26 protein-coding genes and 1 tRNA gene are annotated in these 24,630 nt (G+C 33.5%); 5 read left to right on the forward strand and 22 right to left on the reverse strand.

From position 1 onward, the window contains the following. Nucleotides 1-10 precede the first annotated feature (10 nt). The 4 genes from N2259_02980 to leuS form a co-directional block, all read right to left on the reverse strand. Nucleotides 11-769, reverse strand: coding sequence for a thrombospondin type 3 repeat-containing protein (locus tag N2259_02980; GenBank protein ID MCX7779176.1), 759 nt, complete (start codon nt 767-769; stop codon nt 11-13). Between the two features lies 1 nt (nt 770). Continuing rightward, nucleotides 771-1,589, reverse strand: coding sequence for a 16S rRNA (adenine(1518)-N(6)/adenine(1519)-N(6))-dimethyltransferase RsmA (gene rsmA, locus N2259_02985; protein ID MCX7779177.1), 819 nt, complete (start codon nt 1,587-1,589; stop codon nt 771-773). A gap of 65 nt (nt 1,590-1,654) precedes the next feature. Beyond that, nucleotides 1,655-2,215: a hypothetical protein gene (locus N2259_02990; GenBank protein MCX7779178.1), complete on the reverse strand. Its 561-nt coding sequence runs from the start codon at nt 2,213-2,215 to the stop codon at nt 1,655-1,657. A gap of 107 nt (nt 2,216-2,322) precedes the next feature. Next, a complete protein-coding gene (gene leuS, locus N2259_02995; protein MCX7779179.1) occupies nt 2,323-4,836 on the reverse strand; it encodes a leucine--tRNA ligase in 2,514 nt (837 codons plus the stop codon). Nucleotides 4,837-4,914: 78 nt separating this feature from the next. Here leuS and N2259_03000 point away from each other — a divergent pair, with 78 nt between their 5' ends. Continuing rightward, on the forward strand, nt 4,915-6,105 hold the full coding sequence (locus N2259_03000; protein MCX7779180.1) for a LysM peptidoglycan-binding domain-containing protein: 1,191 nt from the start codon (nt 4,915-4,917) through the stop codon (nt 6,103-6,105). A 1-nt stretch (nt 6,106) separates the two neighbouring features. On the opposite strand, the gene N2259_03005 is transcribed toward N2259_03000, so the two are convergent. The 9 genes from N2259_03005 to rpsO all read right to left on the reverse strand — a co-directional run bounded on the left by N2259_03005 (nt 6,107) and on the right by rpsO (nt 12,389). Continuing rightward, nucleotides 6,107-7,639 carry a YifB family Mg chelatase-like AAA ATPase gene (locus N2259_03005; protein MCX7779181.1) on the reverse strand — a complete coding sequence of 511 codons (1,533 nt, stop codon included), beginning with the start codon at nt 7,637-7,639 and terminating at the stop codon, nt 6,107-6,109. Nucleotides 7,640-7,653: 14 nt separating this feature from the next. Continuing rightward, nucleotides 7,654-8,082 (reverse strand): signal peptidase II, encoded by a 429-nt coding sequence (locus N2259_03010; protein ID MCX7779182.1) that lies wholly within the window; start codon nt 8,080-8,082, stop codon nt 7,654-7,656. Nucleotide 8,083: 1 nt separating this feature from the next. Continuing rightward, a complete protein-coding gene (locus tag N2259_03015; GenBank protein MCX7779183.1) occupies nt 8,084-8,437 on the reverse strand; it encodes a TraR/DksA C4-type zinc finger protein in 354 nt (117 codons plus the stop codon). Between the two features lie 168 nt (nt 8,438-8,605). Then, nucleotides 8,606-8,971, reverse strand: a complete 366-nt coding sequence (gene rnpA, locus N2259_03020; protein ID MCX7779184.1) for a ribonuclease P protein component — start codon at nt 8,969-8,971, stop codon at nt 8,606-8,608. A 40-nt stretch (nt 8,972-9,011) separates the two neighbouring features. Next, nucleotides 9,012-9,152 (reverse strand): 50S ribosomal protein L34, encoded by a 141-nt coding sequence (rpmH, locus tag N2259_03025; protein ID MCX7779185.1) that lies wholly within the window; start codon nt 9,150-9,152, stop codon nt 9,012-9,014. A gap of 30 nt (nt 9,153-9,182) precedes the next feature. Beyond that, nucleotides 9,183-9,431, reverse strand: coding sequence for a membrane protein insertion efficiency factor YidD (gene yidD / locus N2259_03030; protein MCX7779186.1), 249 nt, complete (start codon nt 9,429-9,431; stop codon nt 9,183-9,185). Further along, complete coding sequence (pnp, locus tag N2259_03035) at nt 9,428-11,587, reverse strand: polyribonucleotide nucleotidyltransferase (protein ID MCX7779187.1); 2,160 nt, start codon at nt 11,585-11,587, stop codon at nt 9,428-9,430. The genes yidD and pnp overlap by 4 nt, the downstream gene beginning before the upstream one ends. An 8-nt stretch (nt 11,588-11,595) precedes the next feature. Further along, nucleotides 11,596-12,108: an NYN domain-containing protein gene (locus N2259_03040; GenBank protein MCX7779188.1), complete on the reverse strand. Its 513-nt coding sequence runs from the start codon at nt 12,106-12,108 to the stop codon at nt 11,596-11,598. 14 nt (nt 12,109-12,122) lie between these two features. Next, nucleotides 12,123-12,389 carry a 30S ribosomal protein S15 gene (gene rpsO, locus N2259_03045; protein ID MCX7779189.1) on the reverse strand — a complete coding sequence of 89 codons (267 nt, stop codon included), beginning with the start codon at nt 12,387-12,389 and terminating at the stop codon, nt 12,123-12,125. A gap of 63 nt (nt 12,390-12,452) precedes the next feature. On the opposite strand from rpsO, the gene N2259_03050 reads away from it, so the two are divergent. Then, a complete protein-coding gene (locus tag N2259_03050; GenBank protein MCX7779190.1) occupies nt 12,453-13,613 on the forward strand; it encodes a glycosyltransferase in 1,161 nt (386 codons plus the stop codon). Nucleotides 13,614-13,685: 72 nt separating this feature from the next. Beyond that, nucleotides 13,686-13,757, forward strand: a tRNA-Arg gene (locus N2259_03055). A gap of 149 nt (nt 13,758-13,906) precedes the next feature. Here N2259_03055 and recA read toward each other — a convergent pair. The 9 genes from recA to N2259_03100 form a co-directional block, all read right to left on the reverse strand. After that, the gene (gene recA / locus N2259_03060; GenBank protein MCX7779191.1) at nt 13,907-14,911 is read right to left on the reverse strand and encodes a recombinase RecA; all 1,005 of its coding nucleotides are present in this window, start codon (nt 14,909-14,911) and stop codon (nt 13,907-13,909) included. An 18-nt stretch (nt 14,912-14,929) separates the two neighbouring features. Then, entirely contained in the window at nt 14,930-15,733 is an 804-nt protein-coding gene (locus N2259_03065) for a TIGR00282 family metallophosphoesterase (protein ID MCX7779192.1), read from the reverse strand. 76 nt (nt 15,734-15,809) lie between these two features. Further along, a complete protein-coding gene (rny, locus tag N2259_03070) occupies nt 15,810-17,336 on the reverse strand; it encodes a ribonuclease Y (GenBank protein MCX7779193.1) in 1,527 nt (508 codons plus the stop codon). A gap of 86 nt (nt 17,337-17,422) precedes the next feature. After that, complete coding sequence (gene clpP, locus N2259_03075) at nt 17,423-17,998, reverse strand: ATP-dependent Clp endopeptidase proteolytic subunit ClpP (protein MCX7779194.1); 576 nt, start codon at nt 17,996-17,998, stop codon at nt 17,423-17,425. Between the two features lie 117 nt (nt 17,999-18,115). Further along, nucleotides 18,116-18,397 carry a ribosome-binding factor A gene (locus N2259_03080; protein MCX7779195.1) on the reverse strand — a complete coding sequence of 94 codons (282 nt, stop codon included), beginning with the start codon at nt 18,395-18,397 and terminating at the stop codon, nt 18,116-18,118. Between the two features lie 33 nt (nt 18,398-18,430). Beyond that, the gene (gene dnaN, locus N2259_03085) at nt 18,431-19,561 is read right to left on the reverse strand and encodes a DNA polymerase III subunit beta (protein ID MCX7779196.1); all 1,131 of its coding nucleotides are present in this window, start codon (nt 19,559-19,561) and stop codon (nt 18,431-18,433) included. A gap of 134 nt (nt 19,562-19,695) precedes the next feature. Beyond that, nucleotides 19,696-20,616 (reverse strand): hypothetical protein, encoded by a 921-nt coding sequence (locus tag N2259_03090; protein ID MCX7779197.1) that lies wholly within the window; start codon nt 20,614-20,616, stop codon nt 19,696-19,698. A 50-nt stretch (nt 20,617-20,666) separates the two neighbouring features. After that, nucleotides 20,667-22,481 (reverse strand): ATP-dependent zinc metalloprotease FtsH, encoded by a 1,815-nt coding sequence (gene ftsH / locus N2259_03095; GenBank protein MCX7779198.1) that lies wholly within the window; start codon nt 22,479-22,481, stop codon nt 20,667-20,669. A gap of 6 nt (nt 22,482-22,487) precedes the next feature. Next, on the reverse strand, nt 22,488-23,537 hold the full coding sequence (locus N2259_03100; GenBank protein ID MCX7779199.1) for a S1 RNA-binding domain-containing protein: 1,050 nt from the start codon (nt 23,535-23,537) through the stop codon (nt 22,488-22,490). 130 nt (nt 23,538-23,667) lie between these two features. Between N2259_03100 and N2259_03105 the strand changes: the two genes are divergently transcribed. Continuing rightward, nucleotides 23,668-24,288, forward strand: a complete 621-nt coding sequence (locus N2259_03105; protein MCX7779200.1) for an MBL fold metallo-hydrolase — start codon at nt 23,668-23,670, stop codon at nt 24,286-24,288. Between the two features lie 5 nt (nt 24,289-24,293). After that, the gene (locus tag N2259_03110; protein MCX7779201.1) at nt 24,294-24,626 is read left to right on the forward strand and encodes a hypothetical protein; all 333 of its coding nucleotides are present in this window, start codon (nt 24,294-24,296) and stop codon (nt 24,624-24,626) included. Nucleotides 24,627-24,630: the final 4 nt, after the last annotated feature.

Below are 24,630 nucleotides of genomic sequence, written 5' to 3' on the forward strand. Positions count from 1 at the left end.
TCAATTTTACTTATTTTTGTGCTTCTTTTACGGCTTGTAAAAACAGGTTTTTTAAGGTGGCATCATCAATTTGATCGAGAGTAGTTTTGTCCGCTCCGACCGAAAGCATCAACTGCCGAATAGTCGCTGGATCCAAATTTTCAAAACCAGTTAAATTTTCAGCAAAGGGTTGGTTAGTGGGAGGTGTATTAGTTATTGATAAATTGATCAATTTTTGCTGTTCAGCGATAATTTTAGAAAAATCTAATTTGCCTAATCCGCTTGATAATTGTTTTTTTAACTCCTCAGGATCAATGCCTGTCTCTTGGATAGTTTCATTATACAACTTTTTTAGAGTTTCGTCATCAACCTTGTCTAGGGTTTCTTTAGGTAGACCAGCTTGAATTAATATCTCTTTAATTTCCTCAACTGTTAGTTCTTTCTTTTCTTCTATTTTGGACCCCTCGGCAACTTTTTTCAAGGGGGTTGATTTGGGATTTAGAGGGTCAGAACCAGCCTCAATTTCTTCTTTGTCGGGATAATTATCAGAATCTGAATCGGATAGGTAAATTGAGGTTTTATATTTAAAAACCTCATCAACATCAGAAAGACCATCTTTATCCGTGTCCCTCTGGGCTAATAAAGACTGAATTTCTTCATTAGTTAATTTATTTTCGTATTTTGGCACTCGAAACGGTCCTTGAATTGACTCTTTAATTCTAAAAAAGCCAAAAAAAAGGGTAAAAATAGCTAAAAGAGCTAAGCCAATTAAAGGACCATGATTTTTCATATTAAAAATCTTTTACAAAAACCCCAATGTTTTGATAAAGTTTTAGCCAGTCTTCTAAATCGAGGTTTTCTGCCCTCACTTCTTGTGACCAACCGATTGCCTGAAAAAGTTCTTTTAACTTTTCCTTTTCTATGATTCTGGTTAAGTTGTTAACTAATTTTTTTCTGGGATGAGCAAAGCCAGTTTTAATTATTTTGAAAAATAAATTTCTTCTAATTTTGGAAAAACGAGGTTTGAGGTTGGTAATTTTCAAAATGGCGGAGTCAACTTTTGGTTTTGGCCAAAAATTATTTTTCGAAACAATTTGAACAATTTCTGGCTGACCATAAAAATTAACCATCAAAGAAATGATACTCTTTTTTTTATTTTTAGCAAGAATCCTTTCGGCCACTTCTTTCTGAACCATTAAAACCATTAGTTTTGGCCTTGGTTCTTTAGTTAAAAATTTTCGTAAAACGACACCGGTAAGATAATAGGGTAAATTAGCGACAATTTTATAAGGATTTTTTAATTTTAAATTTTTAATTTTTAAGATATCGCCTTGAATAATTTCTAAATTTTTAACCTTTTTAAACTTCTCTTTTAAGAAATTAACTAATTTTTTATCAATTTCTATGGCTAATACTTTCTTAACTTTTTTGACTAATTCTTGAGTTAAAATGCCTAAACCTGGGCCAATTTCTAAGACAAAATCGCCTTTTTTAAGCTCGGCCGCCTGAATTATTGTTTTTAAAATACTGGGATTAGTTAGGAAATTTTGCCCTCTTTTTTTTAGAGGCCGGAAATCTAAGGTTCGACAGATTTCTTTTACCTTCTTCATCTTTATTCCCCTACCGTCTTATTTTTTATAACGATCGTTATAAATTTTAAGACGATGGTTGCTTATTATTTTTTATTATTAATTTGAACCTCTTCAATTAAGAGAAGACGGGTGTAGGGTTTAAGAAAATATTTTTTAATTAAATTTTCCGTTTTGGCTAAAACGTCATAAGGAGAGACCCAAATACTTTTTTGGAGCATTTGGAAGCCTAACCCCTGGAGTCCGGCACGGAGGAAATTTCTTTTTATTCTAATTTTTTCTGGAATATCAAAAATAATCATCAACCACTTACCATCTTTTCTCTTTTTAACTTCTTTCAAATTTTCTTTTACTTCTAAAATTTTTCTTTTCCCCTCTTCGCTCAGAAGCCAGCCTCTTGTTTTGTCTTTTTGAAAGCTTTTAATTAGACCTTTCTTTTTTAAATAATAAATTAAATTACGAAAAGCTCGTCGGCCAGTTTTTTTCTGGTAGATTTGTCGAAGTCTTTTATATTCAGGATAAAGAACGTCTTGCCAACTTCTCGGTGGCCAATTTAAAAAATCACCAAATTTCTCATAAATTTTATATAAATCCCAAAGAAATTTTTCTGTCCAAGAAACCCTTTTTGAGATAATAAATTTTGACATAAAATATCGTTAAATTCTCATTTATTGCGTCTTATTTTTTAATGCGGTCGTAATAAATTATAAGACAAATCAAAGGGCAAAGCAAGGAGTGAAATTAATCAATGAAATTAATCAATAACGAAATTAATTAATTTGGAAGGGATAAAAATAACCTTTTTAATCTCTTGGCCAATTAGATATTTTTTGACTTTTTCTCGGTTTTTAGCTAAATTCTCAGCCTCTTCTTTTGAAATAGTAATAGGAACTTCAATCTTCTCCCTAATTCTTCCATTAATCTGGATAATTAACTCAACTTTTTCTTCTTGAAGCAAACTGTCATCTGCCCTAGGCCATTTTTCTAAAAAAATACTTTTCTTTTGGCCAATTTTTTGCCAAAGCTCTTCAGCTAAATGAGGAGCAAAAGGAGAAAGAATTTTCAAAAACAACCCACTTTCTTCTAGAGAAAGTTTTTCGTTCGGTTGAGACCAAAAATTAATCAATTCCATCAAAGAAGCAATGGCGGTATTAAATTTCATCATTTCAATATCTTGAGAAACCTTTTTGATCGTTTGATGAAGTTTTATTTTCATTTTTTTTGATGACGGACCAAATTTTTCTTTTTCCTGAAAAATTTCCCAAATTCGATTTAAAAATCTGAAACAACCAATCATACTTTTAGTCTGCCACGCAATAGTCTCATCAAAGGGTCCCATAAACATTTCATAAACTCGTAATGTATCAGCACCATATTTTTTCACTATCTCGTCGGGATTAATAACATTGCCGAAACTTTTGCTCATCTTTCGCCCATCTTCACCCAAAACAATACCTTGAGAGGTTCTCTTTTGATATGGCTCAACGGTCGGGACAATACCAAGATCAAATAAAAATTTATAAATAAAACGAGAGTATAAAAGATGGAGGGTCGTATGCTCCATGCCGCCGTTATACCAATCAACTGGTAGCCAATATTTTAGTAATTTTGAATTTTTCAGTTTGAATTTTGAATTTTTTTTCACTAGATAAGCAAGGTAGTACCAATTTGAACCAGCCCAATTCGGCATTGTATCAGTTTCTCTTTTGGCTAAACTACCGCATTTTGGACATTTTGTCTTAACCCATTTTTTAATTTTTGCTAATGGTGATTCGCCAGTACCGGATGGTTGATACTTTTCTAAATAAGGTAGTTTAACGGGTAAATCTTTCTCAGCTACCGCCACCCAACCAGGATTTAAAATTTCCCCTTTACTAAAATTTTGAATTTTGAATTTTGAATTTTGAATTTGTTGGGTGTTTGAAAATTGGGTATTGAAATTTTCTACTAATTTTTTGCAGTTTTTACAAAAAATTAGAGGGATCGGTTCACCCCAGTAGTGTTGACGAGAAAAAATCCAATCACGAAGTTTATATTGAACACTTTTCTGTCCTAAACCCTTTTGCTCTAACCAGTGAGTAATTTTTTCAATTGCTTCTTGAGACGATAAACCGCTAAACTGGTCGGAATTAATCAATCGACCATAACCAGTATAAGCTTTCTGACTAATATCGCCGCCCGCCACTACTTCTTTGATCGGTAAATTATATTTTTTGGCAAACTCAAAATCCCTCTCGTCATGAGCCGGCACAACCATTACCGCCCCACCACCATAAGTAGCAATAACATAATCACCAACCCAAACAGGGACCCTCTCTTGACTAACTGGATTAATGGCAAAAATACCCTTTAAAGGTACTCCTGTCTTCTCTTTTTCTAATTTTGTCCTCTCAAACTCAGATTTTCTTTTTGATTTTTCAATGTATTTTTTAACCTCTTCTAAATTCTCTATCCTAGACTCCAAGTTCTTAATAATTTTATGCTCAGGAGCAACAACTAAAGCCGTGACACCAAAAATCGTATCAATTCGTGTTGTAAAGACTTCGATTTGAAATTTGGCATTTGAAATTTGGAATTTAACTGTTGTTCCCTCTGACCGACCAATCCAATTAATCTGTTGAGTTTTAATTTTCTCTAAATAATCAACATATTTTAAATCATCAATCAAACGATCGGCATATTGAGTAATTCTCAATAACCACTGTTTAATCATTCTCTGCTCGGTAACGGTTCCACACCTTTCACACTTGCCTCCAATCACCTCCTCGTTGGCCAAACCAATCTTACAGGATGGGCACCAATTAATTGGCATCTCAGCTTGATAAGCTAGGCCATGTTCAAAAAGTTTCAAAAAGATCCACTGCGTCCATTTATAATATTCTGAATCCGTTGTATTAATTTCACGCGACCAATCAAAAGAAAGGCCTAAAGATTTCAGCTGTTTTTTAAAAACTTTAATATTCTTTTTGGTAATTTCAATCGGATGAAGGCCGGTTCTGATAGCATAATTCTCTGTTGGTAAACCAAAAGCATCCCAACCAATAGGAAATAAAACATTATAACCTTCCATCCTTCTTTTACGAGCCAAAACATCAAGGCCAGTATAAGACCGAACATGACCAACATGAAGTCCATCGCCAGAAGGATAAGGAAATTCAACTAAAAGATATTGTTTTGGTTTAGAAGAAAGGTCTTTGGCTTGGAACAACTTCAATCTTTGCCAGATTTTCTGCCATTTTTTTTCAATTTTTTTTGGTTGATAGATCATCTTGACTAAATTTTAATCTTTTCTTATAATAATAGCAAGTCAATGAAAGCTTAAAAAGCTATTTTTTATGCAAAAATAATGAGATCTGAACTATTTCTTAAAATTAAAATCAATTTTATCCTTCGACTGGTTAATCTTTTTAAAAAGATCGGCTTTTTCATCTTTTGGTTTTTAGAAAAAACCCTTCAGGGCTTTACAAATTTTCTTTTCTTTTTGGCAAAAATTATTTTGTCTCTTTTCTTTTCCTTATATTTAAAAACAAAGAAATTAATTAAAGAGGTCTCTTTGAATTTCCACTACCAGGATAAGCTATTTTCGTTTGTCTCTCACTTTCAGTCAAAAATAATTTTAATTTTTTTGATTTTTGTTTTTGTTTTTATTATCTCTGAACAGAAAATAATACCCGAAAAAATGTTGTCTGTTCAGGCTTCTGTTTCTTTCGCCAAAGAAACAGAAGAGAATGAGGCTACTTCGCCTGATTTTAAAATCGCAACAGTTGAAGATGAGGAATCGGTTTTAATACCAAATTTTACCTTTGAACGAGACTTTGTGCCAACGCGAACAGAAATAGAAAAATATATTGTCCAACCTGGCGACACAATTTCTTCTATTGCCGAAGATTTTGAGGTTAGTGTTAATACAATTTTATGGGAAAATAAATTAACCCCTCGTTCAATTATTAGGCCAGGCCAGATCTTGAAAATTTTACCTATTTCTGGTGTCTCTCATCAAGTCAAAAGAGGAGAAACAATTGAAAAAATTGCTCGTTATTATAAAGCAAATCAAGAAGATATTATTAGCTTTAATGATTTAGAAGAAAAACCATTAGTTGCTGGCGAAATCATTATTATTCCTGAAGGTAAAATTCCACCACCAGTTATACCAAGAACAGTGACAAGGTCTGTTCGAGACAAATTATGGCCCGGTCAATTAGGTCAAAGAACAAGAGAGGGAACTAATTGTCGAGATTTTTATCCTGGACAATGTACCTGGTATGTGGCACAAAAGTACTGTATTCCCTGGTCTGGTCATGCCAAAAGTTGGTTAGCTAATGCAAAAAAATTTGGCTTTTCTACTGGCCTTGAACCAGTCAAGGGTGCCATTGTTTCACTCCGTGAAACTTGGTATGGCCATGTCGGTATTGTTGAAGAAGTGGGCGAAGATTCAATTATTATTTCGGAAATGAATCATTTGGGTCCTTGGAAGGTTAATAAAAGAGAAATAAAAAAAGATGATTGGCGAATCAATGGTTATATCTATTTAAAATAAATCAAATAACTTCTCTTTCTGATCTAACGCGATATTGAATTGCTTCGGCTATGTGAGATGGGGCAATTTTTTCTTTTTGGGCTAAATCAGCAATTGTCCGAGCGACCTTAAGAATGCGGTAATAAGCTCGAGCTGAGAGAAAAAATTTTTCAACCGCCTCTTTAAGTAATGTTTCCCCTTCTTGGTCAATTTGACAAAATTTTTTGATTTCTCTTACTCCCATTTCAGCATTGGTTAGAAAATCTGTTTTTTTAAATCTTTCTCTCTGAATATTTCTAGCCATTTCTACTCTTTTCCTTATTTCTTGAGAACTTTCTGCAACCTTTTCTTCGAATAACTTTTCTAGACCTAAACGAGGCACTTCTAAGTGTAAATCAATTCTGTCTAGAAGTGGGCCAGAAATTTTTTTATGATATTTAATAATTTGTGCCGGCGAACAGAGACAGGGTTTATTTGGGTCGCCATAATAACCACAAGGACAAGGATTTTCTGAGGCAATAAAAATAAAATTAGCCGGAAAAGTTAATGAACCTTTGACGCGAGAAATTGTGACAACCCCATCTTCTAAGGGCTGACGAAGGCTTTCTAAAACATGGCGAGAAAATTCTGGTAATTCGTCAAGAAACAAAACGCCGCGATGAGCTAAACTGATTTCACCGGGCCGAGGTGTCGAGCCGCCGCCAATTAAAGCAGTTTCGGAAACGGTATGATGGGGCGAACGAAATGGTCGAGTAGTAATAAATGGCTTCTCTTCTGAAAGTAAACCAGCAATCGAATAAATTTTACTCACTTCTAAAATCTCCTCTCTTGTCATCTTTGGCAAAATTGAGGGTATGGTTTTGGCTAAAAGAGTTTTACCGGCCCCAGGCGGACCGGACATGAGAAGATTGTGACCACCAGCGGCAACAATTTCCAGCGCTCTCTTAACTTGCTCTTGACCTTTAATATAAGCCATATCAACCTCATATTTCTCCTCTTTAATATCTATTCCTTGACCAATGATTGGTTTTAAAGGAGAAGCGCCGGAAAGATGGGCTAAAAATTCTTTTAATGAACGAAGGGGGAAGATTCTAACACCTTCAACCAAATTTGCTTCTTGTAAATTAGCCCGTGGCAAAAAGATGCCTTCTAATCCTTTTTCTTTAACTAAAAGAGCAAGAGGTAAAACCCCTTTACTATGTTTTAAGTCACCGTTTAAAGAAAGTTCACCTAAAAAGAGATAGTTCTGAGGAAATAAATTAAAAGGAATTTGTTGAGAAGCAATGAGAATCCCCAAGGCAATTGGTAAATCATAAATTGGCCCTTCTTTTTTCAAATCGGCTGGAGCTAAGTTAATCACTAGTCTTTTTTGATGGGGAAATTTAAGACCAGAGTTTTTAATAGCTAATTTTACTCTTTCTTTTGCTTCTTCAATTGCCTTATCTGCTAAACCAATAATTTCTAAACCAGGAAAGCCAGTGGAAAGATCAACCTCAACTTCAACAATTTTGGAGGAAAGACCAATAGTAACGCCAGAAAGAATTTTAACTAACATAGAGATAGAGTATGCTAAGGGTCAAGGTTGTTTATCTTGTCTGGTTTAAATGATTTTATAATGAATAAAATTGTGCCCAGTAGAATCATTATATCAGAAAAATTGAAACTAAAAACAGAGAAAAAGTTAAAGTAATCAATGACAAAACCGTAGAGAAGGCGATCCAAGAAATTACTCAAACCACCAATAAAAACAGAAGAAAGAAAATAAGAAAGATGGTATTTTTTATTTTTGAAACTTTTGATAAGCAAAAAAATGAGAAGAAAAAAAATCATCAAAACAAGAAAATAAAAAATATCTCCCTTGAAAAAAAAGAGAAAGTAAGGATTAGGGATTAATTTAAAAAATAAATATTCTTTTTTTATTAAAAGAATATTTTTAATCAAGCGTTCTAAAATAAAAAAAAGAAGAAAGAAAATAAGAAAATATTTTTCCTTTTTCATTTTATTTTTTACAGGTTAAACAATATTTCGCTGTCGGCAACGCTCTTAATCTCTTTTCATCAATTTTTTGACCACATTTTTCACAAATTCCATAGGTTCCTTTTTTAATTTTCTCTAGGGCAAGATTAACCTCTTCTAAACTTTTCTCTAGACTACTTCCCAAAGAAAGCCGATCACCGAAAGCAGAAACCTCGTCGGCCATCTCATCTTCTTTATCACCAAAATCAGGAAAGTCCACTTCAAAGCCATTACCAAATCTTTTACTTCTTTCACCCAATTTCTCTAGCTGAGCTTCTAATTCTGTTTTTTGTTTTTTTAATCTCTCCTCAATTTCTTTTAAGAAATTTTTAAACATAAAGAATCTTTAAAAGGTCTTAATAAACACAAAAACCACGCAAAATTATTAAAAAATAATAAAAAAACCGTGGTTCTAAATATTTAAGATAGAAGAAAGATAACACTTTATAAATAAGAGGTCAAGAAAAGTTATCCACAGGTAAGACTATACTATTTAGATTAGAGTCTATACATTATTTGAGGTGTTATTTCTTTCTAAAAGTTTTGCCCTTTTTAGCAATTTCTCTAATCTTTCTTTCATTGACCAAAAATCAAGGTTTTTGATTTCTGGTTTGGTTAAAATTATAATATCAAAACCTTTTTTTATTTTATTTAAATCTTGATAAATAATTTCACGCAACCTCCTTTTAATTTTATTCCTAACAGTTGATCTTTTGTCAATTTTATTGGCCACCACTAGGCCAAAACGAGAAAATTTAAAATTGTTTTTCAAATATTTTAATCCTAATTCTTTAGTAAAAAAAGGTTGACCTTGTTTAGCTAAAATTTTAAAATCCTTTTCTTTGACCAGTCGATATTTTTTTGGCAACATAAAAATTGAATTGACTAACTATTCAGATCAATCAGATTTTTCAAACAGTTAACCTTTTCCTCTTTTTCATTCTTCTTCTTTTTAGAACATTCCGTCCCGCTTTTGTTCTCATTCTTTTTAAGAAACCGTGAACTCTTTTTCTTCTTCTTACTTTTGGTTGATAAGTCCGTTGAGGAGACATAAATTTTTAATTTATTTTCTTTTATTTTTTTTATTTAACCGGATCCCAACCTCCTTTTGAAAAAGGATGACATCTTAAAATTCTGATAATGGTTTTAAATAAACCTTTCAAAAAGCCATGTTTTTCTATGGCTTGAGCGGCATATTCTGAACAAGTTGGTCTAAATTTACAGATGCCAGGAAATGGATGCAGAAGAGAAAAATAACCTCTCTCAGGAGAAAAGTATTGCTGATAAATTTTAATCAAATATAGAACAAAATAACGAAAAGAGATTTTCATAAAAAACCTTTTTTTCGATAAAAAGATTTATCAGCTATTCGCTTCAAAGAAAAACTCAATCGGCCCATTTCATCAATTTTAATCAATTTAACCGGAATAATCTCCCCTACTTCTAAAATATCATTTATATTTTTGACACGGAAGGGGGCAATTTCTGAAATATGAATCAATCCTGATTCGCCGGAAAAGAGTTCAACAAAAGCACCAAAATCGACAATTCGTGTAATTTTTGCCCGAAAAATTTCACCAACCTTTATCTCTTTGGTTAAATCATTAATCCAATCACGGGCTTTAATCAAAGCCTCTTGAGAAGGAGAGGTGACGATTACCAGCCCGTCATTTTCAATGTCAATAGTAACGCCGGTTTGAGCGACAATCTCGTTAATAACCTTACCTTTCGGACCAATAATATTACGAATCTTCTCTGGTTCAATGCGAAAAGCAATAATCTTAGGCGCAAAAGGAGAAAGTTCTTGCCGAGGCGAGGTTAAAATTGAATTCATAAAATCAAGAATTTTATTTCGACCAATTTTTGCTTTTTCTAAAGCCTCTTTAGTAATTTCAAAAGAAAGTCCTTTTGTTTTAGTATCCATCTGAATGGCGGTAATACCCTCTCTTGTGCCAATCACTTTAAAATCCATCCCACCTGGCCCATCTTCTAAATCCTGAAGGTCAATAAAGGTTTTAAATCTTTTAAAATTTCCATTCTCTTCTTCTGAACTTAAACCAACAGCAATACCAGCTACTGGTCTTTTGATTGGTACACCAGCATCCATTAAAGCTAAACAAGAAGCACAAGCTGAAGCCATAGAGGTCGAACCATTAGAAGACAAAACTTCTGAGACAACGCGAATGGTATAAGGAAAAGTTTCTTGATCGGGCATTACGGCCAAAAGACCTTTTTCAACTAACATACTATGACCGGTTTCTCTTCGACCAGTTGTTCGTAAAGGAGCTACTTCGCCAGCCGAAAAGGGTGGAAAATTGTAATGATGCATAAAACGTTTCCGGCCTGATTCTTCCATGGTATCTAAATACTGTTCCATGCCCGGCGCCCCCAAGGTCACCGTGGCAAGAACTTGAGTTTCACCGCGCTGAAAAAGAGCTGAGCCGTGAACACGGGGCAAAACTCCTACTTTGGCAAAAAGAGGACGAATTTCATCCAATCCTCGTCCATCAATTCTTTTTTCTTTATCGAGAATTGATTGACTAATCGCCGTGTAAATTGATTTGTTAACTTGTTCAATCGCTTTTTCTCTTTTTTCTTTGCCAATATTTTTTTTAATCAAAATTTCATCTAACTCGCGACGAATTTTTTCGACAGCAGCAATTCTTTCTTCTTTGCTTGCTAATTTTTTTTGAAATAAATATTTTGGTATCTCTTTTTGGGAAAAGTCACGAACAATTTTTTCAATTTTCTCTTGCTCTTTCTTTTCTTCGGCGGTTAATTCTTTTAACCAAGAATAGTTTTTAGGCTTTCCTACTTTTTCCTGAATTTCTTGAAAAAACTTAATTAGACGTCGACTATGTTTAAGACTAAATTGAGTAGCTTTAAGAACCACCTCTTCTGAAACTTCTAGGGCACTGGCCTCAATCATAATGATTTTTTGGTCTAAACTACAAACCACTAAATCGAGATTACTTTTGGCTCGAGCTTGATAGGTAGGGTTTAAAACTAATTCTTGATTAATTTGACCAACACGAACACCAGCCACTGGCCCCGACCAAGGAATATCAGAGATGGCCAAAGCCAAAGAAGCAGCATAAAGAGCAACAAGGTCAGGATCATTTTCTTGATCAACAGAAAGAACGGTAGTGATAATTTGAACTTCACGACGCAAATCCTGATTAAACAAGGGTCTTAAAGAACGATCGATCAGCCGACCGGCTAAAATAGCTTCGTCGGGCGGCCGTGTCTCTCTTTTAATAAAACGGGAACCTTTAATTTTACCGGCAGCATAAAATCTCTCTTCGTAGTCAACGGTTAAAGGAAAATAATCCAACTCACCCCGCTCTTCGCCCATAACAGCCGTAGCTAAGACCGTTGTTTCGCCGTATTGAACAATAACCGAACCATTGGCTTGGTTAGCTAATGCTCCAGTTTTAACGATTAATTTTCTTCCACCGATTTCTGTGGTAAAAATTTTTTCTTCCATAGAAGTTTCTATTCATATTTTCTAATTAGAAATTTTCTTTTTTGTTGAGATAAATCAATAAATTCGTCAGCCATTTCAATTAGTTTGGCTGAAGTCGTTTCTTTAAAAGCCATCACTTCTACCCGACAACCTTTGTTTTCTTTTAAATAATTAACCAGGGGAACAAAATCACCATCACCGGTGACTAAAACTACGACATCAATTTTTTCGGCCAATTTCACCGCATCAATGGCAATACCAACGTCCCAATCGGCTTTTTTTGCCCCACCATAAAATATCTGTAAATCTTTCAGCTTTATTTCAAAACCTTGTTTGGCTAAAGCCTCAAAAAAACTTTCTTCTTCAAAAGACTTTGAACGAATAACATAGGCAATTGCCCTGATTAGTTGTCTACCCCTACTACCTTCTTCTAAAATTTTCCGAAAATTGACTCTCGCTCCATATAAATTTTTCGCCGAATGATAAATATTTTGTGTATCAATAAAAAGACCGACTCTTTGAAATTTATAATTAAGAATCATATGGAAATTAAATTTTATTTGCCTCTTATTTTTTTAATAATTTTTTCATAACTTTCTGGGTCGGTTTTTTCTAAATAACGCAAGAGTTTTCGGCGTTGAGCTACCTTTCGCAATAAACCTCTTTTTGAGGAAAAGTCATGTTTATGAGTTGTTAAATGGCGGACTAATTCTTTAATTTCTTGAGTTAAAAGACCAACCTGAACTTCAATTGAGCCGGTATCTTTTTCATGTAGGGCATAATCCTTTTTAATTTTTTTCTTAGTTTCTTTTTTAAGCGACATAATTTGAGATTATAACAAAGACTAAATTTTTGTCAAAAAGAAAAATATGATAGAATAAAAAATATGCGAATTGGCTTTTTTAGCGACACTTATTTACCAATTACTTTTGGCACTGAAATCTCTATGGAAACTTTTAAAAAGGAGCTAGAAAAATTTGGTCATGAAGTTTTTGTTTTTTGCCCAAAATATCCAGACCGAGAAGGGCTAGAAAAAAATGTTTTTCGTTTCCCTTCTCTCCGTTTAATGAAAAGTCCAGAAAATCGGTTGATGTTTTTTGGACCAGCGGCGGTGAAAAAAATTGTTAATTTAAAATTAGACGTCGCTCACGCCCACACGCCCTTTTCGGCCGGTATTTTAGCCAAGCTGGTAGCTAAGAAACTAAAAATTCCTCTTTTCTATACCTCACACATGCTTTATCCTGAATATGCTAAACACTGGTTGATTAGAGAAAATAAAATTTTGCCGATTTTAATGAAATTCTATTTAAAAATCTATGGCAATAGTTGTACCGCTTTAATTGCTCCTTCAGAAAAAATGAAAAAATTACTTGAGGAATATGGTGTGGAAAAGCCAATTTTTGTTTTACCAACTGGTCTTGATTTTACACGATTAGAAAAAGTTCAAGAAAAAGATTCGGAAACAAAAAGGAAATTTAATATTCCTTTAGACCACAAAATCTTACTCTACGTTGGCCGCTTGACTCAAGAAAAAAATGTTGGCTTTCTTCTGGAGGCTTTTTCTGAAATTCGAAAAAAGAAACAAGATGTTTGTTTAGTCTTGGTTGGTGAAGGATACTTAGAAAGAGAATTGAAAGAAAGAACAAAAAAATTAGGTTTAGAAAAAAAAGTCATTTTTACCGGTCGAATTTTATGGGAAGAGGTGGTCAAACTTTATCGCGACGCCTATCTTTTTCTCTTTGCTTCTTTAACTGATACGCAGGGCTTGATTATTGTTGAAGCAAGTTATTTTGGCCTACCGATTGTTGCTTTGAAAGATGAGTCTTATCAAGGAATGTTGATTGATGGAAAAAATGGCTTTACGGTTTATCCCTACGACCCTGTTCTTTTCGCTAAAAAAGTCTTAGAAATTTTAAATGACGAAAAACTCTATCAAGAATTTTCAAAAAATGGTCGGGAGTTAGCCAAAAAATTTTCCGCTGAAAATCAGGCAAGAAAATTGGTTGAGATTTACGAGAAAATGCGATCCATGCCGATAGGCAAATAATTGACAAAAATAAATTTTTAGGTTAAAATTTTATTAAAATAAAATTAAAGTTTTTATTTTTTAATTTTTAATGCCCCCATAGCTCAATGGATAGAGCATCAGCCTTCTAAGCTGAGGATGCGTGTTCGATTCACGCTGGGGGTATGACAATAAAATCAAAAAAAATAGAAAAATAAAAAAGACGAAAAACAATCGTCTTTTTATTAACTATTATTTAATTATAGACTTCCTAAATTCTATTATCTAAAATTTGGGTAATTTTATCTCTTTTTTTACGGTTCAAGTCTCAAAAATTATTCTTTCACCTTTGCTAAAATAGCTTGACGAATTTCTGTAATTAATTTTGGATTGGTTTTTAAAAATTCTCTCGCTCCTTCCCGGCCAACACCAAGTTTTGTTTCGCCAAAAGAAAAAGTGTTGCCAGATTTTTTTATAAGACCATAATTCAAACCTAAATCAATTAAATCACCGCTCAGAGAAATGCCTTCATTATAAATAATATCAAATTCACATCCTTTAAAAGGTGGGGCAACTTTATTCTTGACGACTTTCGCTTTGACTCGATTACCAATTACTTGTTCTCCTTTTTTAATCTGTCCAACTTTTTTTAATTCAATCCGCACCGATGAATAAAATTTCAAAGCAGTGCCGCCAGTCGTTGTTGTAGGAGAACCCCACATAATGCCGATTTTTTGCCGTGTTTGGTTAAGAAAAATTACAATTGTTTTACTCTTAGCAACAATACCGGCTAACTTACGTAAGGCTTGACTCATTAGCCTGGCTTGAAGACCGACAAACTGATCGCCCATTTCGCCTTCAATTTCAGCTTTAGGTGTTAAAGCCGCTACTGAGTCAATAACAATAGCGTCAACGGCATTTGAACGAACAAGTGTTTCGACAATTTCTAAAGCTTGCTCGCCAGTGTCAGGTTGAGAAATTAATAAATCTTCAACTTTGACACCAATTTTTTTTGCATATTCTGGATCTAAAGCATGCTCGGCATCAACAAAGGCTGCCACTCCTTTTTGTTTTTGTAATTCCGCTAAAATATGAAGAGCAAGTGTCGTCTTGCCTGAGGCTTCGTCGCCGAAAATTTCAATGATCCGACCGCGTGGTACACCACCGACTCCCAAAGCCAGGTCCAAGGAGAGACAGCCGGTGGAAACCGTTTCCACCTCCATTCTTTTAGCTTCTCCTAATCTCATAATTGAGCCTTCGCCAAATCTTTCTTTGATCTGTTTAATTGCTTCTTCGGCGGCTTTAATTTTTTCGTCTTTTAATTCTTTTTCTTTGGCCATAAATTTAAAAATTATTTTTTAATCTATTTTTATCTCTTGGTCAACCCTTTGAATAGAGGAGGCTTTTTTTGTCTTTGGATCAATGGCAAGAAATACAGCATTAATAATAGCTTCTCCTTTTTCCGGAATTTCAAAATTCTGAGGGATCTGGCTCAAAAAGGCAGTTAAGACATTTTTTTTCTCAACACCGATGACGGAATTTTTTGCTCCAACCATCCCAATGTCTGATAAAAAAGCGGTGCCAGAAGATAAAATTTGAGCATCAATAGTGCCAATATGAGTATGAGTACCCAAAACAGCACTTGCCCGGCCATCAAGATAGTGTCCTAAAGCAACTTTTTCTGAGGTTGCTTCAGCGTGAAAGTCTACAATAATAGCATTTAAATTCTTGTTAGAAAATCGAGCCAAGATCTCGTCAGCCTTGCGAAAAGGACAGTCGGCTTCTATTTCCAAAAAAACTCTACCTAACAAGTTTATCACTAAAATAAAATTTTGACCAATTTTAATAATTTTTTCACCTGAACCGGGCGTCTCAGGTGGATAATTAGCTGGCCGAATAATTTTATCTTTCAAATCTTTGTCTTTAAAAATTTCAAAGATCTCTTTCTTTGACCAAATATGATTGCCGGAAGTAAAAAAATCAACACCGGCATTCTTTATTTCTTGTAAAGTCTTTCTAGTGACACCCAAACCATGGGCTAGATTTTCTACGTTTGCCAAAATTAAGTCCGGTTTAAATTTTCTTTTCAATTTGGGCAAGATTCTAATCAGGGCTCGTCGACCAATTTTTCCAACAACATCACCAAAGAAAAGTACCTTAATCATATTAATATTTTATCATTACAATATCACAAAATCAAACATTTTTGGATTCTATTTCTAGATTCTTCTTTCTAATTTATCGGGCATATTCAGTAATTCTTGTCTCACGAATGACGGTGACTTTAATTTCGCCGGGGTATTTAAGATCAGCTTCAATTTTTTTGGCTATTTCTTTGGCTAACCTTCCTGCTTCTAAATCATCAATTTTTTGAGCATTGACAAAAATTCTTATTTCTCGACCAGCTTGAAGACAATAGGCTTTTTCTACGTTTGGAAAAGAAAGAGCAGTTTTTTCTAAATCTTCCAATCTTTTGAGATATTCTTCGTAAGAATCAGCCCGCGCTCCGGGCCTCGCCCCAGAAATAGCATCAGCCACTTTAACAATAATTGCTTCTAGGGTTGGTGGCGAATCTTCATGATGGGTGGCAATGGGAATAATGACCTCTTCTGGCAAACCAAATTTCTCGCCTAATTTTTTACCAATTTCCGGATGGGTCCCGGTTGTTTCTTGATCTAAGGCTTTACCAATATCATGGAGTAATCCGGCCTTTTTTACAACTGATTCATCAAGACCAAGTTCAGAAGCAATTAAGACGCTAAGGTTAGCTACTTCAACAGAATGTTGAAGAACGTTCTGACCATAACTCGTTCGGTATTTTAAGCGTCCTAAAATTTGCAGTAATTTCGGATCAAGACCAACCACGCCAACTTTAAAAGCTGTTTCTTCGCCAATCTCTTTTATTTCTTCAGCTAATTCTTTTTTAACTTCTTCAACAATCCTTTCAATTCTGGCTGGTTGAATGCGACCATCTAAAATTAAACGTTCCAACGTTCTCTTGGCCAACTCTCTTCTCAAGGGTGAGAAACAGGAAATAGTAATAACTTCCGGTGTATCATCAATAATTATTTCCACTCCGGTCAATTGTTCTAAAGTTTTAATATTTCTCCCCTCTCGGCCAATAATTCGACCTTTCATTTCTTCGGAAGGTAGTCCAATAGTTGAAGTGGTTCTTTCTTGGGCGACGCTTGAAGCGTATCTTTCCATAGCTAGAACCAATAGCTCTTGACTTTTTTTCTCAATTTCTTTGGCCCCCTCTTTTTCCATTTTTCGGATTCGATTTAAAATTTCTTCCTGGAATTCTTTTTCTATCTGTGCAAAAAGCATTTCTTTCGCTTCTTTTTTCGAAAGCCCAGAAATTTTTTCTAGACGAAGATTTGCCTCATCGTTTAAAGCCTGAACACGCTCCTTAATTTCTTCCACTTTTTTTACCTTTTCCGCTAATTTTATTTTCTCTTCCTCAAATTCAAGAAGCTTTTGATCAAATAGGGCCCTTCTTTTTTCTAGTTTTTCTTCAAGAATTTTAAGATCTTTTTTTCTTAATTGTTCTTCTTTTTTTACCCTTTCAATCATCGCTAGTTGCTCCTCTTTCGCCTCAAGAATAATTTCTTGGGCCCTTCTTCTGGCTTTCTCCTCAATCTCTCTGGCTTTTGTTTCTAGACTATCAAAAAGTCGACTAACAACTGATTTCCTAAAATAGTAACCAATAACAGCTCCGATCAAAATGCTTGCCAAAACAATGATTGATGTAAAATTTTGACTCATCATATTGATTGAGAATGATTAAAATTAAAAACCGAGATCTTTCTCGGCTTTTGAAAGAAAAAATATAAAATAAAGATGAATTTTCTTTATTTAATTATCTGGTCAATTAAACCATATTTTTTTGCTTCCTCTGCATCCATAAAAAATTCTCGATCGGTGTCTTTCTCTATCTTCTCTAGGGGTTGACCGGTGTGAAAGGAGAGAATTTTATTAATTCTTTCCCTAATCTTTAAAATATGTTCAGCTCTTATTTTTATATCAAGAGCCGGCCCCTCAGCTCCACCCATCACCTGGTGAAGCATCACTTCTGAGTTTGGTAAAGCAAACCTTTTTCCTTTAGCGCCAGCTGCTAGCAAGACAGCAGCCATACTCCCAGCTAAACCAACACAAATAGTTGCCACGTCTGGTTTAACATAGCGCATCGTATCATAAATAGCCATTCCGGCTGTAACACTGCCACCCGGACTGTTAATATAAAGTTTAATTTCTTTGTTTTTGTCTTCGCTTTCTAAAAATAAGAGTTGGGCAATAATAGTATTAGCCACATTATCGTCGATTACGTCGCCAAGAAAAATAATTCTTTCTTTTAAAAGCCGAGAATAAATATCATAGGCCCTTTCCCCGAATTGAGATTTCTCGATGACTGTTGGGACGAGGTACATATGATAATAAGTTAAAAGTTAAAAATGAAAAACGAAAAATTTATTTAATAATGATGACGATTATCCGGTTATATTATTTCTAATTATATCATCAAAGATTAAATTATTCAACCCTCTTCAACTAAGGAGGAGTTTTATTTTTGGTAAAGAATGAAAGGAAAGTCTTTGAGCCAATTCTTTTTGAAAAAGACCGGTTTTCAATTGAAGTAGTTCAAAAATTTTTCTTTCTTTTTCAGTTGGGAAAATTTTCAAATAAATTTTTGTTTCCTGAAGATTTTTCAATGTCTCAACTTTATCAACTGTTACTAGACAGCCATTTGGAGTTTCAAAATTTTCTAAAATAATCTGGCCAAAAATTCTTTTGATCAATTCGTCAACACTTTCCATTTTTCTGGTCATATATAGAGATATAGAGAAGGGTTTAAGTGATCCCTAAGCTTTAATCGGCATAATCAGATAAAGAAAGTTTTCTTCAGGAAATGGTTTAATGACACTTGGTGAACTGTCGTCAATTATTTCAAAAGAAAATTCTGGCGTTGTGAAACTGGTTAGACCGTCTAAAAGATAGTGATAGTTAAAGGCCAAACTGTTTTTTTCACCAGAAACTTCACCTTTGACCTCAACCCTACTTTCTCCAACTTGATTGTTTAAAGAAGAGAGGATAATTGCTGATTTATTAGGAAGAAATTCAAAAGAAATATCATTGATACCGGTTTTGGAAAAGGGAGCAATCCCTTTGATAGTTTTAATTAATAATTCTCTTTCTAGAATTGCTTTTGTTCTAAAATTTCTAGGAATAATTTCTTGATAGTTAGGAAATTCGGCTTGAATAATTCGAGAAATAAGTTTAGTTTCTTGAAAATAAAACAGAATTTGATTTTCAGAAAGAAAAATTTCTACTTCGTTTTCTTTCTTTTCAGCCGACGAATTAAAAATTCTTAAAAATTCTTGAAGGGTTTTGAGTGGAACAATGATTTTTTTAGACCTTTGGCTGGTTGTTGATTTTCCTAGAGTTATCTTTTTTTCTGCTAATCGATAACTGTCAGTTCCAACAATGGTTAAGGTTTGTGATTCAGGAGAAAAAGAAAATAAGAGGCCACTAATTTCTGGTCTGGTTTCTGACGGATTGCAAGAAGAGATGGTTTGCTGAATTGATTTTTTTAAATCTTGCCCGGAAAGGAGGTATTTTTCTTCTTTTTCTATTTTAGGCAAAATTGGAAAATCTTCACTTGATAGTCCTTTTATTTTTGTTTCACCGTTTTTATATTTTAAAAAAAGTTCATCTTTAGTTACTTCAATTGTTACCGGCTCGTTAGGTAAAAAATTTACATGGGAAAAAAGCAAAGAAGCTGGAACAGTGAAAGAACCTTCTTTTTCTATTTTTCCACCAATAAAAGTTTCAATAGCTATTTCTAAATCTGTTGAAACAAGATAAAGTAACCCTTTTTCTATTTTTAAAAGGACGTTGCCTAAAATTGGTAAAGACGATTTACTTATACTAGCTAGGTGAAAAACCTTTTCTAACCCTTTAATTAAATTTTTTTGTAAGAAAGTTCCTTTCATAATTTATTATTTTATTAGTTATTTATAATAGTATTAAACTTGGGGATTTTGTTGATAAATTGATATCTTCTTATTTATTCTAACATTTTTAAAAGATAAAAGAAAGAAAAAAAAGAGGAAAGAATGTGGATTTCTTATTTTCCTGTTTTCTTGTTTTCTTTGTCAACACTTTCTTCACCTTCCTTACCTCTTTCTAAAAAAAGAAAAACCCAACAACTTGTTTGATAAACATTTAAGAAACCAAGGGTAGTTATTTGGAAAACAAGAATTAAAAAAGCGAAAAAAAACCAACTAAACCAGAATCCCGGCCAGCCCAAAAATTTTATTAAAAAAATACTCCCAAGTTTTAGAGGAAAAAAAAGAGCGCCCGAATCAAAGACTAACCACCAAAGAAGACCGAAGCCGAACATAAACAAAAAGAGAATTATCATCAAAGATAATACTTTCAGCCAACTATTTTTTAGAAATAAAAAGAAAGAATAAAAAGCTTGTCGAAGAGAGTTTCTTTTAACAACAAAATAGAAAATAATATAAAAAATCAAAAGAGCTGAAACAAGACTAATAAGGAAAAAGAAAAAAATAATTAAGAAGAAAACCCACACTTGGACCGACAAAATTAAAAAATGAATACCAAACAAAAACAAAATAAACATCAAAAAACCGACCAAACAAACAATTGAGGTTGGCAAAAAGTTATTTTTTGCTCGTTGCCATGATTTTTTAAAATTAAACTTCTCTCCCTTTCCTATTTTACTAAGAGAAAAGATTAAAAAAATTTCTGAAAAAATACATAAGGCTAAAAGAAAAATAAATATCGCTAATATTAAGATGGTCAGGGGGGTGTTTAAATTAAAAGCGGTGAGTGGTTTCTTAAAGACTACCTGAGGGTTGGTTGAAGAAAGAAAAACATCACCAATTAAAACCTCGGTTAAAAAAAACAAGAGAAAAAGAGGGTTGGTTAAAAAGAAGAAAAGAGAAGTCAGAAACCCTAAAAACCAAAGCCCAAAGTTTTGCCAACTTATAGTTAAAGATTTTTTAAGAATTTCACCAATCATATATTTTATAAACTTCCTGCCGACATAAATTAATAAAAACTGGCGCTTGCTTAATTAAAAATTTTTAAAAACTCTTCTTTCTCTAAAGTTTCCTTTTCTAAAAGTTTTTTAGCAATTTTTTCCAAAAACTCTCTCTTTGTTTTAACCACCTCTTTGGCCTTGGTATAACACTGATTGATAAATCTTGAAACTTCCTCATCAATAATTTGAGCTGATTTTTCCGAATAATCTTTCTGTTCAGCAATCTCGCGACCTAAAAAAATCAACTCATGTCTTTCACCAAAGGTTCGGGGGCCCAAAATTTCGCTCATTCCAAACTCAGTCACTAATTTTTTTGCCAATTCAGTTGCTTGTTTTAAGTCATTAGCTGCTCCGGTTGTTACCTCGCCAAAAATTTCTTCTTCAGCCACATAGCCACCCAAAAGAGCCGAAAGATTATCTAGAAATTCAGACTTAAATTTTAAATATCTTTCTTTTTCTGGCATTTTTAACGTATAACCAGCCGCTTGACCGCGGGCAATAATTGAGACTTTTTGGACTGGATCACAATGAGGCAAGGAATGGGCAACTAAAGCATGACCAGCTTCATGATAAGCGACAACTTTTCTTTCTTTTTCTGAAAGAAGATGAGATTTTCTTTCCGGACCCAAAAGAACTTTTTCGATTGACTCTAAAACCTCTTTCTCATAAATTTTATCTTTTTCTCTTCGGGCAGCTAAAATTGCTGCTTCGTTCATTAAATTAGCTAAATCGGCCCCAGAAAAGCCTGGCGTTCTTTCCGCAATTTTTTTTAGAGAAACGTTTTTCGCCAAAGGTTTCCCTCGGGCATGAATTTTTAGAATTTCTTCCCGATCTTTAACATCTGGCATATCAAGAACAATTCTGCGATCAAAACGGCCTGGTCGAAGTAGGGCTGGATCTAAGACATCAGGACGATTAGTGGCGGAAATAACAATCAGTCCAATATTCGGCTCAAAACCATCCATTTCAACTAAAATTTGATTTAAAGTCTGTTCCCTTTCATCGTGGGATCCCCCTAACCCAGCCCCTCTTTGTCGACCAACAGCATCAAGTTCGTCAATAAAGACAATACAAGGCAAATTCTTTTTTGCCTTTTGAAATAAAGAACGAACACGGGAAGCGCCAACGCCGACAAACATTTCAACGAATTCCGAGCCAGAAATATGAAAAAACGGCACCTGAGCTTCGCCAGCCACTGCTCTTGCCAAAAGAGTTTTTCCACAACCTGGTGGCCCCATTAAAAGCACGCCCTTAGGGATTTTCGCTCCTAAGGCGGTAAATTTTTTTGGTTTTTTTAAAAAATCAACAATCTCTTTTAGTTCTTCTTTTGCTTCTTTGACACCAGCCACATCTTTAAAGGTCACCTTCGTTCTTTCTCCTGGCCTTATTTCTCTGGCTTGACTTTCACCAAAACGAAAAGCTTCTTGTGCCCCACCCCTGATTTGACGAGAGAAAAAATAAAGAATACCAATAAGTAAAATTAGCGGCAGGAGGGAGGGTAAAATACTTTGCAAAAAAACATTTTTTCCAGCCGGTGGTTTAATGGTTTGTGAAACATCTCTTAATATCTCTGGTGAAACCTGATAATAATTCAAAATAGAAGTTAAAGTTTCTTTTTCTTCTTTATAGAAAAACATTTTTTTGTTGTCCTGGCTGATTAAATTAACCTTGTTTTCCTCGACAACAATAGCTTTTATTTTTCCTTCTTTTAATTGTCTAATAAAATTATCGATTGTTATTTCTTCCGTTTTCTCAAAAGGATTAGTTAAAAGACTAAAGAAACCACTAATAATTAAAAAGAAAATTAGAATAATCAGAAAGTTAATAATCAATTTTTTATTCATAAATCTTTATTTTTGAGTAACTTCTTTGAGGCTTAAACCTAAACGATGATCTTCTGACTCTAAAGAAATGATTTTAAAGGAGAAAATCTGGCCAACCTTAATCTTTTCTTTCATTATCTCTTCAGGAATTTCAGAAATATGAGCTAGGCCATAAATATCTTTTTCAACCTCAACCAAAAATCCATAAGGTCTGATTTTAGAAATTTTTCCTTGAACAAGATCACCAACTTTATATTTTTTTTCAATCATTTTCCAAGGATTTTCTTGGGTTCTTTTTAGTGAAAGAGAAATTTTTGAATCATCAACAGAAAGAACTACGGCTTTAACTCGATCACCAACTTTGACTACCTCTTCTATTTTTTCTATTTTTTGCCAAGCAATTTCTGAAATATGGACCAAGCCTTTAATTTGATCATCTAACTCGACAAAAACACCAAAAGGAGAGATACCAACAACCCTTCCTTCAACGATGTCACCAACTTTATATTTTTTAAACAAAGACGATTTTTTTTCTAATTCAACCTCTTTTTCCGAAAAAATAACTTTTTTATTCGTTTCATCACTACTAATTATTTTTACTTCTAAAGACTGACCGACGATTTCTTTTAATTTTTCTAAAATTTTATTTTTATCCCCATCAACGACTTGAGGAAAGTGTTGGCTAGAAAGTTGTGAAGAAGGGATAAAACCAGAGATTTTTTTATATTGAACAATTAATCCACCTCGATTGGCGTCGATTACCTTTACAGAAATAGTCCTTCCTTCTTCTTGGATTTTTTTAATCATTTCAGAAGTTTTTAATTTAGCCCCAGCCCGAAAAGAAAGTTCAACTTCTCCTCTTTCATTTTCTTCGTCAATAACTAAAGCTGTTGCCTCATCACCAACCTTTAAATTTAAATAGTCTCCCAATTCATCTTGAAGTTCAGCCCCTCGGACAACACCAGTAGCCAGACCTCCTAGATCAAGCCAGACCTCATTTTTTCCAATTTTCAAGACACGACCAGTCACCATTTGGCCAACTTCAAATTTTTTTATTTTCTTTAATAAGTTTTTCATAACCTTTAATTTATAAATAATAACATATTTTGACAAATAAGTAAAGAAATGTTAAAATAATTTTTGGTTTCGATTTTCTGGTTCCTAATTTTGGAACCAATAACTAAAGACTATTAACTATAAATTTATTATGCAAATCATTTGGTACGGTGAAAGTTGTTTTAAAATTATAACTAACGAATTAAGTATTTTAACTGACCCCTTTTCGCCAGCTGCCCAGGGGTTGAAAAATCCTAGACTGACTTCAGAGATTGTTGTCTTCTCTAACCCTGCGACTTTAAAAAAGAAAGAGGAAGAAAAAAACAATTTTTTTCTCATTTCTATGCCTGGCGAATATGAAATAAAAAACATTTTTATTTTCAGCTTGCCCCACCAGGAAAATAATCTTTTAAAATTAATTTATAAAATAGAAACAGAGGAAATAAAAATTTGTTTTTGGGGAGAAATTTCGAAAGAGCCAGCCAGTGAAGAATTAGAAAAATTAGGAGAAGTGGATGTTCTTCTCATTTCCTTTGCCCCCTCGCTGTCTTTAAAAGAAATTGTCAAAACTATAAAAGAAATCCAACCAAAAATTGTTATTCCCCATTCTTTAAAGATTAAAGAAAATAAAATAGATCTAAAAATCATTGAAAAATTTACTCAAGAAATGGGTTGGCGAAAATTTGAAAAGACTGCCAAACTGAAGATAAGAAAAAAAGACCTTTCCCTTGGAAAAACCGGCTTAATTATTCTTGAACCAGTGGTTAATTAATGACTATGAATGATAAAATGAAAAAGAAAAACTTTCCTTGGCCCTTAGTTATTTTTGTTTTTATTATCATTGTTATTTTTTGGCAATTTTTCCTGAAAATTTTCCCTCAGTCAAAAAAAGAAGAAGATGATTTTATCAAAGACTTAGTTAATCAAGGAGTTTTCATCAAAGATAATTTTGACAAGCTATTATCTAATTTAAAAGAAATTAAATTTACCAATTCTTTATTAGAAAGAGAAGAAAATAAATTAACCAACAAAGAGATTGAGAGACTTAAAGAAAAAGTTTTACAATATACCAATCAAAAACTAATGACGAATAATCAACCCTTGGAATAATAAA

The sequence above is a fragment of the Patescibacteria group bacterium genome (assembly GCA_026417895.1).
Taxonomy (GTDB): domain Bacteria; phylum Patescibacteriota; class Patescibacteriia; order UBA2591; family CALHIP01; genus CALHIP01.

Excerpts from the sequence above, each read along its gene's own strand:
- dnaN (MCX7779196.1), bottom strand. The coding sequence starts at position 19,561 with ATGAAAGGAACTTTCTTACAAAAAAATTTAATTAAAGGGTTAGAAAAG.
- N2259_03105 (MCX7779200.1), top strand. The coding sequence starts at position 23,668 with ATGCAAATCATTTGGTACGGTGAAAGTTGTTTTAAAATTATAACTAAC.
- rpsO (MCX7779189.1), bottom strand. The coding sequence starts at position 12,389 with ATGTCGCTTAAAAAAGAAACTAAGAAAAAAATTAAAAAGGATTATGCC.
- N2259_02980 (MCX7779176.1), bottom strand. The coding sequence starts at position 769 with ATGAAAAATCATGGTCCTTTAATTGGCTTAGCTCTTTTAGCTATTTTT.
- N2259_03100 (MCX7779199.1), bottom strand. The coding sequence starts at position 23,537 with ATGAAAAACTTATTAAAGAAAATAAAAAAATTTGAAGTTGGCCAAATG.
- N2259_03010 (MCX7779182.1), bottom strand. The coding sequence starts at position 8,082 with ATGAAAAAGGAAAAATATTTTCTTATTTTCTTTCTTCTTTTTTTTATT.
- N2259_03080 (MCX7779195.1), bottom strand. The coding sequence starts at position 18,397 with ATGACCAGAAAAATGGAAAGTGTTGACGAATTGATCAAAAGAATTTTT.
- rny (MCX7779193.1), bottom strand. The coding sequence starts at position 17,336 with ATGAGTCAAAATTTTACATCAATCATTGTTTTGGCAAGCATTTTGATC.
- rpmH (MCX7779185.1), bottom strand. The coding sequence starts at position 9,152 with ATGTCTCCTCAACGGACTTATCAACCAAAAGTAAGAAGAAGAAAAAGA.
- N2259_03090 (MCX7779197.1), bottom strand. The coding sequence starts at position 20,616 with ATGATTGGTGAAATTCTTAAAAAATCTTTAACTATAAGTTGGCAAAAC.
- N2259_03040 (MCX7779188.1), bottom strand. The coding sequence starts at position 12,108 with ATGATTCTTAATTATAAATTTCAAAGAGTCGGTCTTTTTATTGATACA.
- clpP (MCX7779194.1), bottom strand. The coding sequence starts at position 17,998 with ATGTACCTCGTCCCAACAGTCATCGAGAAATCTCAATTCGGGGAAAGG.
- yidD (MCX7779186.1), bottom strand. The coding sequence starts at position 9,431 with ATGAAAATCTCTTTTCGTTATTTTGTTCTATATTTGATTAAAATTTAT.
- leuS (MCX7779179.1), bottom strand. The coding sequence starts at position 4,836 with ATGATCTATCAACCAAAAAAAATTGAAAAAAAATGGCAGAAAATCTGG.
- ftsH (MCX7779198.1), bottom strand. The coding sequence starts at position 22,481 with ATGAATAAAAAATTGATTATTAACTTTCTGATTATTCTAATTTTCTTT.
- N2259_03050 (MCX7779190.1), top strand. The coding sequence starts at position 12,453 with ATGCGAATTGGCTTTTTTAGCGACACTTATTTACCAATTACTTTTGGC.
- N2259_02990 (MCX7779178.1), bottom strand. The coding sequence starts at position 2,215 with ATGTCAAAATTTATTATCTCAAAAAGGGTTTCTTGGACAGAAAAATTT.
- N2259_03015 (MCX7779183.1), bottom strand. The coding sequence starts at position 8,437 with ATGTTTAAAAATTTCTTAAAAGAAATTGAGGAGAGATTAAAAAAACAA.
- N2259_03005 (MCX7779181.1), bottom strand. The coding sequence starts at position 7,639 with ATGTTAGTTAAAATTCTTTCTGGCGTTACTATTGGTCTTTCCTCCAAA.
- rsmA (MCX7779177.1), bottom strand. The coding sequence starts at position 1,589 with ATGAAGAAGGTAAAAGAAATCTGTCGAACCTTAGATTTCCGGCCTCTA.
- N2259_03110 (MCX7779201.1), top strand. The coding sequence starts at position 24,294 with ATGAATGATAAAATGAAAAAGAAAAACTTTCCTTGGCCCTTAGTTATT.
- recA (MCX7779191.1), bottom strand. The coding sequence starts at position 14,911 with ATGGCCAAAGAAAAAGAATTAAAAGACGAAAAAATTAAAGCCGCCGAA.
- pnp (MCX7779187.1), bottom strand. The coding sequence starts at position 11,587 with ATGGAAGAAAAAATTTTTACCACAGAAATCGGTGGAAGAAAATTAATC.
- rnpA (MCX7779184.1), bottom strand. The coding sequence starts at position 8,971 with ATGTTGCCAAAAAAATATCGACTGGTCAAAGAAAAGGATTTTAAAATT.
- N2259_03000 (MCX7779180.1), top strand. The coding sequence starts at position 4,915 with ATGAGATCTGAACTATTTCTTAAAATTAAAATCAATTTTATCCTTCGA.